Origin of the sequence: Nocardia rhamnosiphila NBRC 108938 (assembly GCF_000720425.1) — a bacterium.
GTDB classification, from domain to species: domain Bacteria; phylum Actinomycetota; class Actinomycetes; order Mycobacteriales; family Mycobacteriaceae; genus Nocardia; species Nocardia rhamnosiphila.
Map to the genome: position 1 here is coordinate 91,949 of NZ_JOAJ01000015.1, position 15,479 is coordinate 107,427.

Genomic DNA, 15,479 nt, shown 5'->3' on the forward strand with positions numbered 1-15,479 from the left:
CGCCCGGGTTCAGCCGTGCGGTGCGTGCCGGCGGAGGAAGTCGTCTACCAGGGCGTTCACCGCGTCCGGTACTTCGAGGGCGACCAGATGGGCGGCGTCCTCCAGGAACGACAGCTCGGCATCGGGGATGGCGCGCGCCATCTCTTCGACCTCGGCGGGCGGGAAGGTCGCATCCTGCCGGCCGCCGATCACCAGTGTGGGCGTGCGGATGGCGGCGGCGACTTCGCGCTGGTCCGGACGGCGGACGACCACGCTGCGCACCGCGTGCGCCGCCGAACCGATATCGTTGGCGCGCACCGTGCGCCGCACCTGCTCGACCACCTGCGGCCGGCTCCGCATCGTCTCCGGACCCAGGAACGCGGCGAGCGCGGCATGCACGAGCGGCCCCCGGAATCCACCCAGTACGCGCGCGAGCGCGAGCAGGGCGCCGTATTCGAGGCGCTGCCGCGGACCGGCCGGCGAGGCGGTGCCGTTCATCAGCACGGCGGTCAGCACGCGCTCGGGATATAACGCGGCGAAGGTGGTGCCGATCATGGCGCCCCAGGAATTACCCACGATGTGCGCGCGGTCGATCTCGAGCGTGTCGAGGACCTGGAGCAGGGCTCGAGCGCATTCCCCGAAGGTGAACGGCCGGTCCAGCGGGGTGCTCGCGCCGTGGCCCGGCGGGTCGATGGCGACGGTGGTGAACCGCGGGGAGAAATAGGCGACCTGGCCGTCCCAGAGCGTGTGGTCCATCAGCAGGCTCGGCCACAGCAGCATCGCCGGCCCGGTCCCGGTGATCCGGACGTGGAGCGTGCCCAGTCCGGTGGGGATGTCCCGGTCCGCCTCGCTCATTTCGACTCTCCCGTCCCGACGGGCAGCTGGTACGGCATCCGCTCGCCGACCACCCGGAGGTGCTGTTCGCTCGGGAGACAGCAGCGGCCGGTCTCGACATCGTGCACCAGATCGCGGTAGATGAGCTGCAACTCCGCGAGGCGGGTCCATTCGAAGTGCATGAGCTCACCGGCCGGGTCGTCGTGGCGCAGCAGATGGAACGCGCGAGCGGCACCGGCGGCGATCACATCGATGAGTTCACCGAGGGTGCGTTCGTAGACGCGTATACCCGCGGTCGGCGCGGGCAGATGCCGCGAACTCCAGGCGTCGATCTCGGCGATCAGCGTCCGCCGGCGCGATTGCAGCCGGATTCCGGCGAGCCCCGCTTCGAGCCGATAGGACTCCGACAGGGCCGACGCGAGGCTGCACACCGGCCCGTCGGCGCGCCGGCCGCCGACCGCGTACAGCAACTCGGTGGCCGTGGGCAGGCACGATGTGCCCGAGCCGGGCTGTGGCCGCACGATCACCCCCTCCTCGGGGTGATGCGCGGCGGGCGCCGCACGGCGGTTGGGGAGCTTTCTACGCAGCCGTGGACCGACGAGCATCCAATTCCGGGCGCGCGATACAGCTGAACGTGCATTGGTGAGTCGTACTTTCGCGATGGATTCGGTGTGGCATGAACCGGCGGGGGTTCGAGGGAGATTCAGCGGCCGGCCCGTCGGGCTTCACCGGCATCGTGACTCTCCACCGCACAACATCTCGAACTCCGATCGGTGCCGAAATCCCCAGTGGCATCGCACGAACGAGGAAGCGCGTCGCGTGCCCGATCGGACCTGGCACTGCCATCGTAAGGCGACCCGGCGGTGTCGCCTATGGGCCGGCGTCATGAAACATCGGCGCGCTCTCGTGCTGCGCGCACAAACGGGATCGAGCCCCTGACCGGTCGGGCCCGGTCCGGCGCCGGCGGCCGGAAAAAATAGCGTATGACCATTCGTTTTATTTGCCGCCGTTCACGGGAAAGGGGGTAGGCAGTACGAGCCGAGGTCGGCGCCGCAGTGTCGCCGGACCCAGTGCGCCAACCGGTCGGGGGTCTCCAGGTGTGCCGCGTGGCCGGCGCCGGAGAGGACCCGCCACTCGATACCGAAGGCCGCGGCCAGATCGTGGACCGATCGGTGCCGGGCCGGGGATGAATACCGGCCCACGGTCAGCGTGATCCGGTCCGCCGACCGGCCCACCGGTCCGGGTTCGAACGCGCGGAACATCGCGAGTTCTCCGGCGACGGTGTCCCGCGAGGCGGTGGTGAGTGCCGGCGTCCAGCTCGGACCGTAGAGAGCCCCGCCGAATCCGGCCACCCCCTGCCGCCGGAACGCCCGGGCCACCTCGTCGAGCAAGCCCGGCGCCAGCGACCCCGCCGCCGGTTCGTGCAGCAGCGCCCCGGCGAATTCGACACCGCGGGCGGCCAGCTCCAGGCCCAGGGTCGCACCGCCGCTGACCCCCACCACCAGCGCCCCCGCGCACAGCGGCGCGAGGGCGGCGATCTCGGTGTCCATATCACCCGACTGCGGACGGTCGGGGGCATGGACTTCGACGGCCGGGCCGAGGGCGCCGATCGTGCCCGCCCACACCCGGCTGTCGGTGGCCACGCCGTGGATCAGGACGACTCTCATGCGGTGACGGACCGCTTCCCGAGGGCGGTCAGCAACTGCTCGGAGGTGGCGACCGCGCCGAAGATGCCGCCCTGCATGGTGACCATGCTCAAGGCCGCCTCGTGGTGTTTGCGTTCGGTGGCGCCGGTGCAGTCGGAGAGGATCAGGCATTCGTAGCCGCGGTCGTTGGCCTCGCGCATGGTGGTGTGCACGCAGACATCGGTGGTGATACCGGTGAGGATGATGTGGGTGATCCCCGCGCCGCGCAGCAGCAGGTCGAGATCGGTGGCGTAGAAGGCACCCTTGCCGGGCTTGTCGACAACCGGCTCCCCGGGGATCGGCGCGACCTCGGGCACGATCTCCCAGCCCGGTTCACCGCGCACCAGGATCCGCCCGCACGGGCCCACACTGCCGATCTCCGCGCCGACCTGCGCGGAACGCCAGCGCTTGTTGGCGGGGAGGTCGGAGAGATCGGGGCGGTGGCCTTCGCGGGTGTGGATCACCGTGAGACCGAGTTCGCGGGCGGCGGCCAGGACCCTGGCGGTGGGTTCCAGGCCGGCCCGGGTGAGGGACAGGTCATAGCCCATCCGATCGACGTAGCCGCCGGGCCCACAGAAATCGGTCTGCCAGTCGATGAGCAGCAGCGCGGTGCGCGCCGGGTCGATCGGGCCATCGAACGGCCAGGCGTAAGGGGTGGCATCCACAGTGGTCGTGGTCATGCGGTGAGCTCCTTGTCGCGTCGCGCGGTGACGGCCGCGCCGAGAGTGAGAATCAATGCGGCGGCGGCGAAACCGATGACGGCGTCCGACAGCCACGGGGCGAATCGATGGGTGAGCAGGGCAGCGACCGCACCGCCGGCCCAGGCGGTGAACGCCGGCAGGTGCCAGCGGGCGCGGCGGTCGCGCGGACCGAGACCGAACCGGGGCAGGACCAGCTGATCGAGGATGACCACGGCGCCGATCGGCGGCACGATAACACCTAGCAGGTTGAGCCACTGTTCGAAGTACGACCAGATACCCGCGACCGCCAGCACCACGCCGACCGCGCCCAGGATGAGGGTCAGCCGCCGCATCCGGCCGCCGGAGAGCTGGCTCCAGCCGACCGCGCCGTTGTAGAGGCAGTGCGCGCAGACCGAACCCAGGTTGATGAACACGAACGCCACGGCCAGCGGGACCAGCAGCCCGCCGTGGTCGACGAGGAGTCCGAGGAAGTTCCCGCCGTCGGCGGCGGGGTCGGCGCTGCCGCCCAGGGCGACCACGAGTCCGCCGATCACCAGGGCGATCGAATTACCCACCGGGAAGGCCGAGGCCGCGGCCAGGAAGGCTTCGCGGCCGTTGCGGGACCAGCGGGTGAAATCGGCGGTCATGGTGCCGGAGTCGATGAAGGAGGCGATGACCAGGGTGACCGCCGCGCCGAAACTTATCGCCGCCGCGCCGGCCTGTCCCTGGTACGAGGTGGGCGAGGAGCCGCCGTCGGCGACCGCGAGCCCGATCGCGACCAGCCCCAGCACGATGTACACCGGCGCCGCGATCATGCCGATCGCCGACAGCGCCCGGATACCGAGCAGGGTCACCGCGATGAAACCGAGCCCGGCGGCGAGCGCGGTGAACTGTTCGTGCCAGCCGAGGGTGTCGTGCAGTATCGCGCCGGCCATACCTGTCTGGAAGGCGAACCAGCCGATCACCACGGTCGCCAGGAAGGCCGAGGGAAGGAACGCCCCCGCCTTGCCGAAGGTCTCGGCGGCCGAGAGCGCGAAGTTCTTACCGGTTCGCCCGGCGAGCACGCTCAGCGCGCCGACGTAGAGCATCATGCAGATATTGCCCACCGCGATGGCGAGCAACCCGAGCCGGAAGCCGAGAGAGTAGACGATCAGTCCGCCGAAGATGGCGCAGGTCAGCACCATCGGAAAGCCGAACCAGACCGCGGAGACCGAGCCCAGGCCGCGCCGCCGGTCGGCGGGTACCGGCACGTTCTCGAACTCCTCGATCTCCCAGGTTTTCTCGGGTTCGGTCAGCGTCGTGGTGGTCATGGCGCATCGGTCCCTTCGGGGGTGGGGAGTTCGTAGATGACGGTGACGCTGCCGCCGCCCGGCGGACCCTGGTGCTCGGCGCCACCCGAGACGTAGACCGCGCCGTCACCTTTGAGCGCCGCCAGCAGGCCGCCGACGGCGCCGCGGGCATGCCGGGTGGCATTGATATCGGAGTCGGTGAGCATGGTGTGGCGCAGCCCGCGGATCGCACCGCTCGGATCGGCATCGGCCTTGGCGAAGATCTGCCGCACCGTGCCGCCGGCCGCCGCCACCTGCGCGAGCAACCGCTGCACCGAGGCCAGATCGATCGCGTCGGCCATCTCCCCGTGCAGCGCGCGCAACGGGTTGGCCGCGGTGGGGCTCTCGGCGACCACCAGTACATGGCAGTCGTCGAGTTCGGCGCCCGCGCTGGCGGAGGCCCGGGCCGACCAGACATCGGCTGCGCCGGCCAGGGCCCGCAGCGCGGTCGCCCGGTCGCATTCACCCAGCGCGACCGCGATACCCAGCGAACTCGCCGCCCGCGACCAGCCCATCGACGCGTAGGTGTCGGTGGCGACCGGAGCCCGGCCCGCGGCGTGCAGCGCGGTGATCTTGTCGGAGGTGAGCAGCGGACATTTCACCAGCACGAGATGGACATCGGCGGGGGTGGCACCGAGTTCGGCGAGCAGTTTGCCCACCGTATCGGTGACCGTATCGACCTGTTCCGCCCGGCCGATCTCTCCGGGATCCAGGACCCGGCTGCGGCGGGCCGCCGCGACCAGGCCGCGATCGAACCCGGCATGGCGCCGCTCGTCGCGGACGAACATGTTCACATGCGGGCTGAGCACCCCCTCGGTACCGCCGGAGAACACGGTGACCGCGGCCTCCGGGATCCGCGGCTCCCAGACGGCGGTGGCCAGGGTGCGGCTGAAATCGTTGACGCAGCCGTTGCCCTCGGTTTTGCCGATCACCGAGACGAGATCGTCGGTGCGGAAGCCGCTTTCGGTCAGTACCTCGAAGGGCCGGGTATCGCCGGGGTCTGTGGTGGGCACGGTCAGCAGGGCGATGCCGGTCATGCGGCGGCCTCCTTCGGGGTGCGGGCGGGGGTGAGGTGGTTGAAGACGAGGTTGAGGACGAACGCCACGATGACCGTGCTGGTGATCGCGCCACCGGCGATGATGCGGACCGAGGACGGAAGCCCCTCGTAGACCTCCGGCGCGACCACCGGGATCATGCCGATACCCATGGCCAGCGAGACCACCAGCAGGTTGTCGTTGCGCGAATAGTCGACCCGCGCCAGCGTGGCGATGCCGACCCCGGCGACGGTCGCGAACATGACCAGGCTCACCGACCCGATCACCGCACCCGGCAGATTGGCGACGACCTCGCCCATCTTGGGCACCAGCCCGAGCGCCACCAGCAGACCGCCCGCGACGGCGACCGCCCGGCGGCTCGACACCCCGGTCATCCGCACCAGACTCACGTTCTGCGCGAAGATCGTGTCCGGGAACGAGGTCAGGAAGCCGCCCAGCACCGCCGAAGCGCCGTCGGCGCCCAGGGCACGGGCGAGCCGGTTCGGTTCCAGCGGGCGGCCGAGATGGTCGGCGGTGGCCATGAGGTAGGCGGTGGATTCGGTGAAGATCACCAGCATCACCAGGCACATCGAGATGATTCCGGCGATCGGGAAGGTGGGGGTACCGAACAGGAACGGGTCGGGCAGGCCGAACCAGGCGGCGCTGCCGACGGCGCCGAAATCGGTGAGCGAGAGCGCGGCGGCCGCGACCGTGCCCAGTACCAGCGCGATCAGGATCGCGGACTGCGCGACGAGACCCCGGCCGTAACGCATCAGCACGACGATCATCACGACCACCCCGAGGGCCAGCGCCAGCGGCGCGCCACCCGCCGGCTCATCACCGAAGGTCATGGATACGGCCTTGCCGATCAGCGACAGCCCGATCATGGTGACCGCCGCGCCCCGCACCATAGGCGGGAAGAAGCGGACCAGTTTGGAGAACGGGATCGCGACCAGCATGCCGAAGATCCCCGCCGCGATCATGGCGCCGTACACGGCGGACAGCCCGTATTCCTCGCCGATCAGGATCATCGGCGTCACCGCGGTGAACGAGGCTCCCGCCACCACCGGCATCCGGGCCCCGAGCAGCTTCCCGATACCGAGGGCCTGGACGAGGGTGATGACCCCGGCGACCAGCAGGTCGGCGTTCACCAGGGTGGCGATGGTGGAGGTGTCCAGCCCCAGGGCCGCGCCGAAGACCAGCGGGACCGCGACGCAGCCGGTGTACATGACCAGCACATGCTGGATGCCGAAAAGTGACGCGCGCCAGAACGATAGGCGAGCGGGTGGAGCCAGCGGCGGCGACTGGGTCGGGGCAGCGTCTGTGGACATGGGACCTGGCCTCGGGCAGAAGAAATAAGCAACACCAGAATTTGTATACAAATACTGTTTCGCTGATGTTGCTCGAGGTTCCAGGGTTGTGAACTATGCAAGATCACGCGATGGTGGCATGATTCTTGTATACAAACCTTGTCATTCGTACCGATCGGTCTGCCATTCGGTACCCGAGGGAGAAAGCGGGGATCTGCGGTGAACCGGCCAGTTCCATCGGACCCCATCTCGGCCGCCTCCGGTCACCGGGCGATCACCCGGCCGGAGGCCCAGCGCTCGCCTCAGCCCGGTGTCGCCTCGGCGTCCATATCGGCGAGCAGCTCCTCGTCCCGCGCGATGTGCTCGTCCATCAGATAGCCCGCCTGCACGGGTGACCCGTTGAGGATCGCCTGCGCAATCGCCGCGTGATCACTCCACGAGATATGCGTGCGGCTCTCCAACCGCTGCCCGAAGATCCAGGACACCCGCTCCAGGATCTGCTCCAGCATGGCCCGCAACTGCTGATTACCCGACGCCTCGGCGACCAGGGTGTGGAACCGCAGGATCAGCGGCGGCAACTCCTCGTGGGCATGGCTGAGATCGGCCGAGCGGCCCAACTCCACCACCCGCGCCAGCTCCGCGGCCACCGGCCCGCCCTTCGCGCGCGCGGCCAGCTGCGCCGCCAGCACCTCGAGCCCCCGCCGGATCTGCACCAACTCCCGCGCCGCCGACCCCGACGGCGCCGATACGGTCGCCCCGCGATAGCGCACCAGCGTCACGAAGCCCTCGCTCTGCAACTGCGACAGCGCCTCGCGAACGGGGACCCGGGAGACCCCGAAACGCTCGGCCAGGTCCACCTCACGCAGCCGGTCGCCGGGGGAGAGCCGGCCGGCGAGGATGTCCTCGCGGACGGCGTCCGCGACGGCGGTGCCGGGGCCGGTGCGGGGGGTGGGCTGGGAGGTGGTCACGGTGGTGAGGGTAATCGGGGGTTCTGCTTCATCGCGGCGTGCGTGTCGGCGGGCATTCTTCTCCAGAGGCTGCCTTCCTGCCGCTGAAAAGTGGTTTCGCCATGTGATCGAATTGCCCGCATCAGCTTTCGACAGGGAGGAAAGAGCGCAGTTGTTCGATTCCATTGGCTTTCTCAGGCGCCTTCCGATTGCGGGCGCGGTCGTTTCCGGCGTCGCCATGGTGACGGTGTCGGCGGCAGCCGGTGCGGGCGTCGCGCAGGCGGAACCACCGGGATGGGCGAACTGCTCATCGGTCGCGGTCGGTAGTCGTGTCGACGTGGAATGCGTGAACACCGATGTGGGGCCGGCGACCGCCGGTATGGCCGGGCTGTGCACCGACCTGCGCATTCTTTACCGCGGGGAGGAGCGGATGCGCCCCGAATCGACCGTCCGATGGAGCGAGGAGTGCGGTCCCGGCGCTCACCCGATTCTGTGGAACGCCTGGGCCGAAACCGACTACCACGCGTCGTTGGACGACGACTGACGCGCACGTTATGCCGTCCATCGTGGCACTGATCGCCCACTGCTCAGGGCGCCGTTCATCCGCGGTTGCGCGCGCCCGGAACCGGCTGCCGACGATGGCTCTCGAACCACACCGCGCGACCCGAACGAGAGCGAACTCGAGGACCGCACATGTTCAACCACATTCCGAGGGCCGGGAGCCTTACCGGCCTCGCGCTGGTGCTCGCACTCGGGCTTCCGGCCGGACCGGCACACGCCGACCCCTTCCCGCCGGGAGTCAGCTGCTCCGGGACCACCTGCCGAAACGACACCGATCAGCATTACCTCGTCGAATCGCGGCAGGAATGCAAGGTCGTCGACGGGTATCTCGAATCATCGATCCCCTTCAACGTCATGCTGAAACCGCACGAGACTGTGCAGGTCACCGGCGTGGAGTGCAGCCCACTGATCTATGAGGACCGCCATGTTCCCAATCGTCATCACCAGATCCCCCGGGAACCGGTCGGCATCAGCTACGACAGGGCCGTGCCCTACGACCCGAACGCCAAACCACCCACCGGCTCGGCATTCTGATCCGGCCGCACCTCATCAGCCGGCACGACCACGTCCGGCCGGCCGGACCAGGATCGGGGTCATCCGGTGAAGGCGAGCAGTATGGCTGCGATCCCGAAAGGGATATCCAGCACCATGCAGAACTCCGTCAAGGACCGAGGGACCACATCGTTGCGGCGCCAATGGCGGTAATCCCACAGCGCGTGGGTTGCCAGTGCGATACCGGCCAGGGCCGAGCCCAGGCCCGGTGACACCAGAACCGCGATCACTGCTATCCCACCGAATCCGACCATGGCGAGGCCCTGGGCGGCGAGGACCGGCGCAGGAACCCTGCGGAGGACACCGATCCCGAGTAATAGAGCCGCGAAACCTGCAAGTCCCATCCACCATTGGATCCCGGCAATCTCGCTGAGGACCACGACTGTCGAGCCGCCCAGAATGGCCGCCCAAGCGGTCCACGGCCTACCGAACGCGGCAGCCACCAAGTAACAGCTGGCGGCAACGGCGACCGTGATGGCCACCGCCTCGGCGTCGACGCCGGTCACGATCTGGAATATCGCAGCTGCCAGTCCCAGCGCGATGGGCCAGTAGTCCAACACCGAGCGATGGATAGGAGCAGGGCCTGTCCGGATGCTTGTGTCACTCACGGCACTCTTCTTCTCGCGAGGGCTATGTCGGGCTGGAGTACTAGGAACGGAAATTGAAGTCCATACCGATATGCGTGTAGTAGACAAGGACCGCTGTGGCAAGCCAGCCTGCGCCGGAGATGAACAAGGCGATTCCACTGACTGCCATTGCCGGTCGATTACGGGTGTAGAAGACAAAGGGAACCAGTAGGCACGCTACCGCCGGTAGTGCGTACAACAGGCAGAGGGCAACGCTGAGAGCATGTTTCATCGGGCCTGTGCCGAAAAGCGGCTCCTGCTGCGGAGCCGTCGCGAATACATCGTATTGGAATGCAGCGACGGTACAGGCTGTCAGTACCAGGCCCATGGCGAATACGATCCACACGACCGGCCGCAGAAGAGCGAGTAAGTAGGAGTCGAATGCCTTGTTGCCGCTTTCATTTCGGCGCAGTTCCAGAAGGTCCGTTCCGCTACGCCGGAGAAAGACCGCGGCGGCTATCAGCAGCACCCCGAACAACAGGAGCGGTTCTCCGAACATGAAGTTCTTGAACCGCTCCGGTGCCTGCAACGGCCAGGTGAGGGTCATATGACCGCCGAGTACGGTGAGGATTCCGCCGAGAGCGGCGAACGAGAACGCCCAGCCGTCGAAGGTCGGCAGACTCTCTTGTCGGTACAGGTGATATCCGAGAGTGCAAAGCAGAATCATTCCGAGACCGGCTGCAAGACCCATGAGGGTTGTGTAAGTGATCACCATTGCTCCTGAGCCGACCAGCGCTCGAACAACTGCTCGGAGTTGGCCAATCGTAGTTTGGGCCCCGTGCACTGTCAATTGCTTCGTGGTAGCTCGACAAGTTGTGCGCCGACGGTATCGAGTTCGTGGGGTAGCGGGCAAACGCCTGGTAAGTGGCTGTGCAGAATGAATTCGACCTGAGCTTTGCCGCGACGTCGACGAGCGCGTATCCCGCTGCATGCACGGCTTTGAACGCCACGGGTCGCAGCCGGCGGTCGGCTCGAGGGTGCGCGGGTGTCCCGACGCGGAGGCGACTCAGCTGGTGGAGGCGGTGGCGAATGGGGTTCCGGTGGCCGCGACGGGCCGGTCGACCGGCCGGCGCCACAGGCCCTTCTTCTCCAGGATCGGCAGCACACCCTCGCCGAACCAGTACGCCTCCTCGACGTGCGGGTAGCCGGACAGGATGAAGTGGGTGAGACCCAGCCGCGAGTACTCGATGAGCCGTTCGGCGACCTCTTCGTGCGACCCGACCAGCGCGGTGCCCGCCCCGCCGCGGACCAGGCCGACGCCCGCCCACAGGTTGGGGGCGATCTCCAGGCGGTCGGTGCGGCCGCCGTGTAGTTCGAGCATGCGGCGCTGGCCCTCGGATTCGCTCTTCGCCAAATTGGACTGCACGCGCTCGATATCGGCCGGGTCGATGCCCTGGAGCAGGCGGTCGGCTTCGGCCCAGGCGGCCTCGGAGGTGTCGCGGGTGATGACGTGCAGGCGGATGCCGTAGTCGAGGGTGCGGTGGCGTTCGGCGGCGAGGCCGCGGATCCATTCCAGTTTCTTGCCGACCGCGACCAGCGGTTCACCCCAGGTCAGGTAGGTGTCGGCGTATTGGGCGGCGACGGGGCCCGCGGCGGCGGAGGAGCCGCCGAAGAAGACTGGGGGGACCGGGTCGGGGTGGTTGTTGAGCAGGGCGCCTCGGACCTGGAGGTGTGTGCCCTCGAAGCTGATCGGTTCCCGCGACTCCCACAGTTCGCGCACGATGTGCAGGAATTCGCCGGTGCGCTCGTAGCGCTGCTCCTTGTCCAGGAAATCACCGAACGCCTGCTGCTCGTGCGGTTCGCCGCCGGTGACCACGTTGAGCAGCAGCCGGCCCCGGGAATGCCGCTGATAGGTGCCGGCCATCTGGGCGGCCAGGGTCGGGCTCACCAGTCCGGGCCGGAAGGCCACCAGGAATTTCAGGGTCTCGGTGGTCTCCACCAGCATGGCGGTGGCCAGCCAGGCGTCCTCGCACCAGGCGCCGGTCGGGGTGAGTACCGCCTCGAAGCCGTTCTCCTCGGCGGCGCCCGCGATCTGGTTCAGGTAGCGCAGCGAGGCGGGGCGGTCGCCGGACATGGACGTGCCGTGACCACCGGCCATCAGACCGCGGGAATCGCCGTAGGTGGGTAGGAACCAGTGGAACGACAGACTCACCGGAAACCTCCTTCGAGGGGCTCTGGAGCGGACAGTGCGGTGGCCGAGCTCCTCGCCGGGCCGATCTGTGATCCTGACCGATCACGGGCGCGGTGTCGCCGGTTGGAATCGACGGGATTTTTTGCCGCGAGTGTTTCGAATCCGGCTGCGTGTAACCGGTGAGGGGGAGTGCGGGGTCGGTGATCGTGGATTGATGACTTCCACCGCACAACCTGTCTCCGATACCGATCTGGACGCGGTGTTCGCGCCGATCTACGCCGATATCGCGGCGGGCGCGGTCGAGCGCGAGATCGACCGCCGGCTCGCCCACGACGAAGTGCGCCGGTTACGCGCGGCGCGGTTCGGCGCGCTGCGGGTACCGGTCGAATACGGCGGGTACGGCGCGAGCGTGCGCCAGCTGTTCCGGCAGCTGATCGAGCTGGCCGCCGCCGAGTCGAATCTGCCGCAGGCGCTGCGTGTGCATTTCGTGTTCGCCGAGGACCAGTTGCTCGCCGAGGCGGGTCCGGCGCGCGCGGAGTGGTTGCGCAAGATTTCGCGGGGGACGCTGGTCGGGAATGCGATCACCGAACCCGGCGTGGGCGCGGTGGACCGGTATCGGACCCGGCTGACGCAGTCCGGGGACGGCTGGGTGCTCAACGGGACGAAGTACTACAGCACCGGATCGTTGTACGCCGACCACATTCTGGTCGCCGCGGACCGGGACGGGGAACGGGTCAGTGTGCTGGTGGACGCCGAGGCCGAGGGGGTGCGCCGGCACGACGACTGGGACGGTTTCGGGCAGCGGCTGACCGCCAGCGGTACCACCGAGTTCACCGACGTCGCCATTGCTCCGGACCGTATTCTGGGCCCCGGCTACGGGGACGCGGGCGCCACCTATTCGACCTCCTACCTGCAGTTGTTCCAGCTCGCCGTGCTGGCCGGTATCGCGCAGCGGGCCGAACGCGACACCCGCGAATGGGTGGCCGCGCGCCGCCGCGGCTACACCCATTCCGCGGCCGATCTACCCCGTCACGATCCGCTGGTGCAGCAGGTGATCGGCCGGTTGTCGGCGGCGGCGTTCGGTGCCCGCGCCAGTGTGCTGGCGGTCGCCGATGTGCTCGACGAGGTACTCGCCGCCGGAGCCACCGAAGAGCAGGGACTGATCGACGCCGAACTGGCGGCGGCCCAGGCGCAACTCGGGGTGATCGATACCGTGCTGGCCGCCACGACGCAGCTGTTCGAGGTGGGCGGCGCGTCCATCACCTCGGAGGGGCTGCGGCTGGACCGGCACTGGCGCAATGCGCGCACCATCTCGGTGCACAACCCGGCCATCCAGAAGGCCCGGGCCATCGGGGACCACCTGCTGAACGGCACCGCGCTGCCATTCGCCTGGAGCGCGGGGGAGCGTAAGCCGGAAGGGGCGGTGTGATGGCCCGGCGGATCCGGTTCAACGCCTTCGATATGAACTGTGTCGCCCACCAGTCTCCCGGACTGTGGCGGCATCCCGACGACCGGTCGCACCGGTACAAGGAGCTCGGCTACTGGACGGAGCTGGCCACGCTGCTGGAGCGCGGGCGGTTCGACGGCCTGTTCATCGCCGATGTGCTCGGCACCTACGACGTCTACGGCGGCGACGATCGCGCGGCGCTGCGCAACGGCGCCCAGATCCCGGTGGCCGATCCGCTGCTGCTGGTCTCGGCGATGGCGGCGGTGACCGAACATCTCGGCTTCGGGATCACCACCGGCACCGGGTTCGAACATCCGTATCCGTTCGCCCGCCGGTTGTCCACCCTGGACCATCTGACCGGCGGCCGGATCGGCTGGAATGTCGTCACCGGGTATCTGCCCTCGGCCGCACGGAATTTCGGGGCCGACGATCAGCTCGACCACGACCACCGCTACGACCAGGCAGACGAATATCTGGAAGTGCTCTACAAACTGTGGGAGGGGTCCTGGGAGGACGACGCGGTCGTCCGCGACCCGGAACGCAATATCTATGTCGATCCGGCGAAGGTGCACCATATCGGCCACTCCGGGCGGCATTACACGGTTCCCGGCGTGCACCTGTCCGAGCCGTCGCCGCAGCGGACGCCGGTGATCTTCCAGGCGGGTGCCTCGTCGCGCGGGGTGCGGTTCGCCGCCGAGAACGCCGAGGCGATCTTCGTCGCCGCCCCGTCGAAACGAGTACTCGCGCAGACGGTGTCCGGTATCCGGGCGGCGCTGGAGACGGCGGGCCGCGACCGCCACGCCGCCCGGATCTACGCGCTGGCCACCATCGTCACCGATGCCACCGACGACGCCGCACGCCGCAAACACGAGGAATACCTGTCCTATGCCAGTGTCGAGGGCGGACTGGTGTTCATGTCGGGCTGGATGGGGATCGACCTGTCCCGCTACGACCTCGACGACTCGATCGGCGAGGTGGAGAGCAACGCGATCCGCTCGGCGGTGGCGGCGTTCCAGGAGTTCGACGACGACGGCCGGGAATGGACGGTCCGCGATATCGGGCGCTGGGCCGGGATCGGCGGGATCGGACCGGTGTTCGTCGGCTCCGGCGCCACGGTGGCCGACCGGCTGCAGGAATGGGTGGACGACACCGATGTCGACGGGTTCAATCTCGCCTACGCCGTCACGCCCGGGACCTTCGAGGACATCGTCCGGTATGTGATCCCGGTGCTGACCGAACGTGGCGTCTACCCCACCGAGTACGTGCCGGGGACGCTGCGCAACGCGCTGTTCGAACGCGGGGACCGGCTCCCGCCCGAGCATCGGGGCGCACGCTATCGGCTGGGTGGGCCCGGTTCCACCGTGCTGCCGGACGAGGTGTCGCGCAACGTCGCCGGCGAACTGATCACCTAGTCCGTGGAGGCCGGACCCGCGCGGCACCCGCCGTGGTCTGTCCGAGCGTGAGCATCGCCTCGGCGACCTCGCCGACCGCCATATCGGGGATCGCACCGGCGGCCTCCTCGAGGACGAGCAGCCGTGCGCCGGGGATCTCGCGCGCGATCGCCTCGCCGTTGCCGACAGGGAAGAACCGGTCGCGCCGGCCGTGGACGACGAGCGTGGGGACCTCGATCTCGGGCAGGCGCTCGCGCCAGCGGGGTGTGCAGTCGAGCCTGGAAAACAGCATGGCCAGCTGGTTGGCCATCTGAACCGGGGGCGTGGTGCCGGGTGTGCGGTCCCAGATACGTGCCGCGAGTGTGCGCGCGGTGCCGGGGTCGTCGCCGCGGATCTCCGCACCGCCGGCGGCGAAATCCGCCACCGCCGCACGGTCGGCCCAGTCGGGCATCGGACGCGCGAACAGCCTGCGCATCGTCGCACGATCGTGGTCGGGGAGGTCGTCGTCGGGCGGACCAGGGGCGACCGCGCGGGTGCCGACGAGGGTGAGCGCCGAGAACGCGCCCGGATGGTCGAGCACGGCCACCTGGGCGACCATCCCGCCGACGCCGATCCCGGCGAGGTGCGCAGCCCCCCCGCCGAGCGCGTCGGCGAGTGCCGCCGCGTCGGCGGCGAGGTCGCGCAGGGTGTAGGCGGGTGCCTCCGGGTCCGTCGTCGTCGACTCCCCGCTGTCGCGCAGGTCGTAGCGCACCACACGGTGCCCGCCGGCGGCGAGGTGCTCGCAGAGCGCGTCGGGCCAGGAGAGCATCGTCGTCCCGCCCGCGAGCAGAACGAGGGGCGCGTCGTCGTCACCGAACGACTCGATGCCCAAGGTGATCCCATCGAGGTCGATAGTGGTCATTGGGGCGGCCGATCCGTTCCGGCGACGAACGCGCGGTCAGCGATGATTCGGGTCATAAAAGGGCAGACCCGGT

The 15,479-nt window shown here is 68.8% G+C and carries 16 protein-coding genes; 4 read left to right on the forward strand and 12 right to left on the reverse strand.

Features of this window, described 5'->3' with window-relative positions; translation table 11 throughout:
• Positions 1 to 9: 9 nt before the first annotated feature.
• From IG75_RS0134100 to IG75_RS39615, 8 genes are all read right to left on the reverse strand, one after another.
• Positions 10 to 834: an alpha/beta fold hydrolase gene (locus IG75_RS0134100; protein WP_030525417.1), complete on the reverse strand. Its 825-nt coding sequence runs from the start codon at positions 832 to 834 to the stop codon at positions 10 to 12.
• Positions 831 to 1,334 carry a hypothetical protein gene (locus IG75_RS36825; protein ID WP_156059367.1) on the reverse strand — a complete coding sequence of 168 codons (504 nt, stop codon included), beginning with the start codon at positions 1,332 to 1,334 and terminating at the stop codon, positions 831 to 833. The genes IG75_RS0134100 and IG75_RS36825 overlap by 4 nt, the downstream gene beginning before the upstream one ends.
• Positions 1,335 to 1,823: 489 nt before the next feature.
• Positions 1,824 to 2,480, reverse strand: a complete 657-nt coding sequence (locus tag IG75_RS0134110) for an alpha/beta fold hydrolase (protein ID WP_030526090.1) — start codon at positions 2,478 to 2,480, stop codon at positions 1,824 to 1,826.
• The gene (gene biuH, locus IG75_RS0134115) at positions 2,477 to 3,178 is read right to left on the reverse strand and encodes a biuret amidohydrolase (RefSeq protein ID WP_030525415.1); all 702 of its coding nucleotides are present in this window, start codon (positions 3,176 to 3,178) and stop codon (positions 2,477 to 2,479) included. Before biuH ends, IG75_RS0134110 begins: the two co-directional genes overlap by 4 nt.
• A complete protein-coding gene (locus IG75_RS0134120) occupies positions 3,175 to 4,488 on the reverse strand; it encodes a cytosine permease (RefSeq protein WP_081877328.1) in 1,314 nt (437 codons plus the stop codon). Before IG75_RS0134120 ends, biuH begins: the two co-directional genes overlap by 4 nt.
• Entirely contained in the window at positions 4,485 to 5,543 is a 1,059-nt protein-coding gene (atzD, locus tag IG75_RS0134125) for a cyanuric acid amidohydrolase (RefSeq protein ID WP_030525413.1), read from the reverse strand. The genes IG75_RS0134120 and atzD overlap by 4 nt, the downstream gene beginning before the upstream one ends.
• Positions 5,540 to 6,871 (reverse strand): nucleobase:cation symporter-2 family protein, encoded by a 1,332-nt coding sequence (locus IG75_RS0134130; protein WP_081877327.1) that lies wholly within the window; start codon positions 6,869 to 6,871, stop codon positions 5,540 to 5,542. The genes atzD and IG75_RS0134130 overlap by 4 nt, the downstream gene beginning before the upstream one ends.
• 281 nt (positions 6,872 to 7,152) lie before the next feature.
• Positions 7,153 to 7,818, reverse strand: a complete 666-nt coding sequence (locus tag IG75_RS39615; RefSeq protein WP_162183828.1) for a GntR family transcriptional regulator — start codon at positions 7,816 to 7,818, stop codon at positions 7,153 to 7,155.
• A gap of 103 nt (positions 7,819 to 7,921) precedes the next feature.
• Here IG75_RS39615 and IG75_RS39620 point away from each other — a divergent pair, with 103 nt between their 5' ends.
• Together IG75_RS39620 and IG75_RS0134145 are read left to right on the forward strand one after the other, a co-directional pair.
• Positions 7,922 to 8,341, forward strand: coding sequence for a hypothetical protein (locus tag IG75_RS39620; RefSeq protein WP_162183829.1), 420 nt, complete (start codon positions 7,922 to 7,924; stop codon positions 8,339 to 8,341).
• 149 nt (positions 8,342 to 8,490) lie between these two features.
• A complete protein-coding gene (locus tag IG75_RS0134145; RefSeq protein ID WP_030525409.1) occupies positions 8,491 to 8,892 on the forward strand; it encodes a hypothetical protein in 402 nt (133 codons plus the stop codon).
• 59 nt (positions 8,893 to 8,951) lie between these two features.
• Here IG75_RS0134145 and IG75_RS0134150 read toward each other — a convergent pair whose 3' ends face one another.
• From IG75_RS0134150 to IG75_RS0134160, 3 genes are all read right to left on the reverse strand, one after another.
• Positions 8,952 to 9,470 (reverse strand): hypothetical protein, encoded by a 519-nt coding sequence (locus tag IG75_RS0134150; protein WP_210436872.1) that lies wholly within the window; start codon positions 9,468 to 9,470, stop codon positions 8,952 to 8,954.
• Positions 9,471 to 9,558: 88 nt separating this feature from the next.
• Positions 9,559 to 10,251, reverse strand: coding sequence for a DUF981 family protein (locus IG75_RS0134155; RefSeq protein WP_051715494.1), 693 nt, complete (start codon positions 10,249 to 10,251; stop codon positions 9,559 to 9,561).
• Positions 10,252 to 10,542: 291 nt separating this feature from the next.
• On the reverse strand, positions 10,543 to 11,688 hold the full coding sequence (locus IG75_RS0134160) for an LLM class flavin-dependent oxidoreductase (protein ID WP_030525406.1): 1,146 nt from the start codon (positions 11,686 to 11,688) through the stop codon (positions 10,543 to 10,545).
• A gap of 193 nt (positions 11,689 to 11,881) precedes the next feature.
• Between IG75_RS0134160 and IG75_RS0134165 the strand changes: the two genes are divergently transcribed.
• Positions 11,882 to 13,096 carry an acyl-CoA dehydrogenase family protein gene (locus IG75_RS0134165; protein ID WP_030525405.1) on the forward strand — a complete coding sequence of 405 codons (1,215 nt, stop codon included), beginning with the start codon at positions 11,882 to 11,884 and terminating at the stop codon, positions 13,094 to 13,096.
• Positions 13,096 to 14,526, forward strand: a complete 1,431-nt coding sequence (locus IG75_RS0134170; RefSeq protein WP_030525404.1) for an LLM class flavin-dependent oxidoreductase — start codon at positions 13,096 to 13,098, stop codon at positions 14,524 to 14,526. Before IG75_RS0134165 ends, IG75_RS0134170 begins: the two co-directional genes overlap by 1 nt.
• On the opposite strand, the gene IG75_RS0134175 is transcribed toward IG75_RS0134170, so the two are convergent.
• Positions 14,519 to 15,406, reverse strand: coding sequence for an alpha/beta fold hydrolase (locus IG75_RS0134175; protein ID WP_030526091.1), 888 nt, complete (start codon positions 15,404 to 15,406; stop codon positions 14,519 to 14,521). The two genes, IG75_RS0134170 and IG75_RS0134175, sit on opposite strands and share 8 nt — an antisense overlap.
• Positions 15,407 to 15,479: the final 73 nt, after the last annotated feature.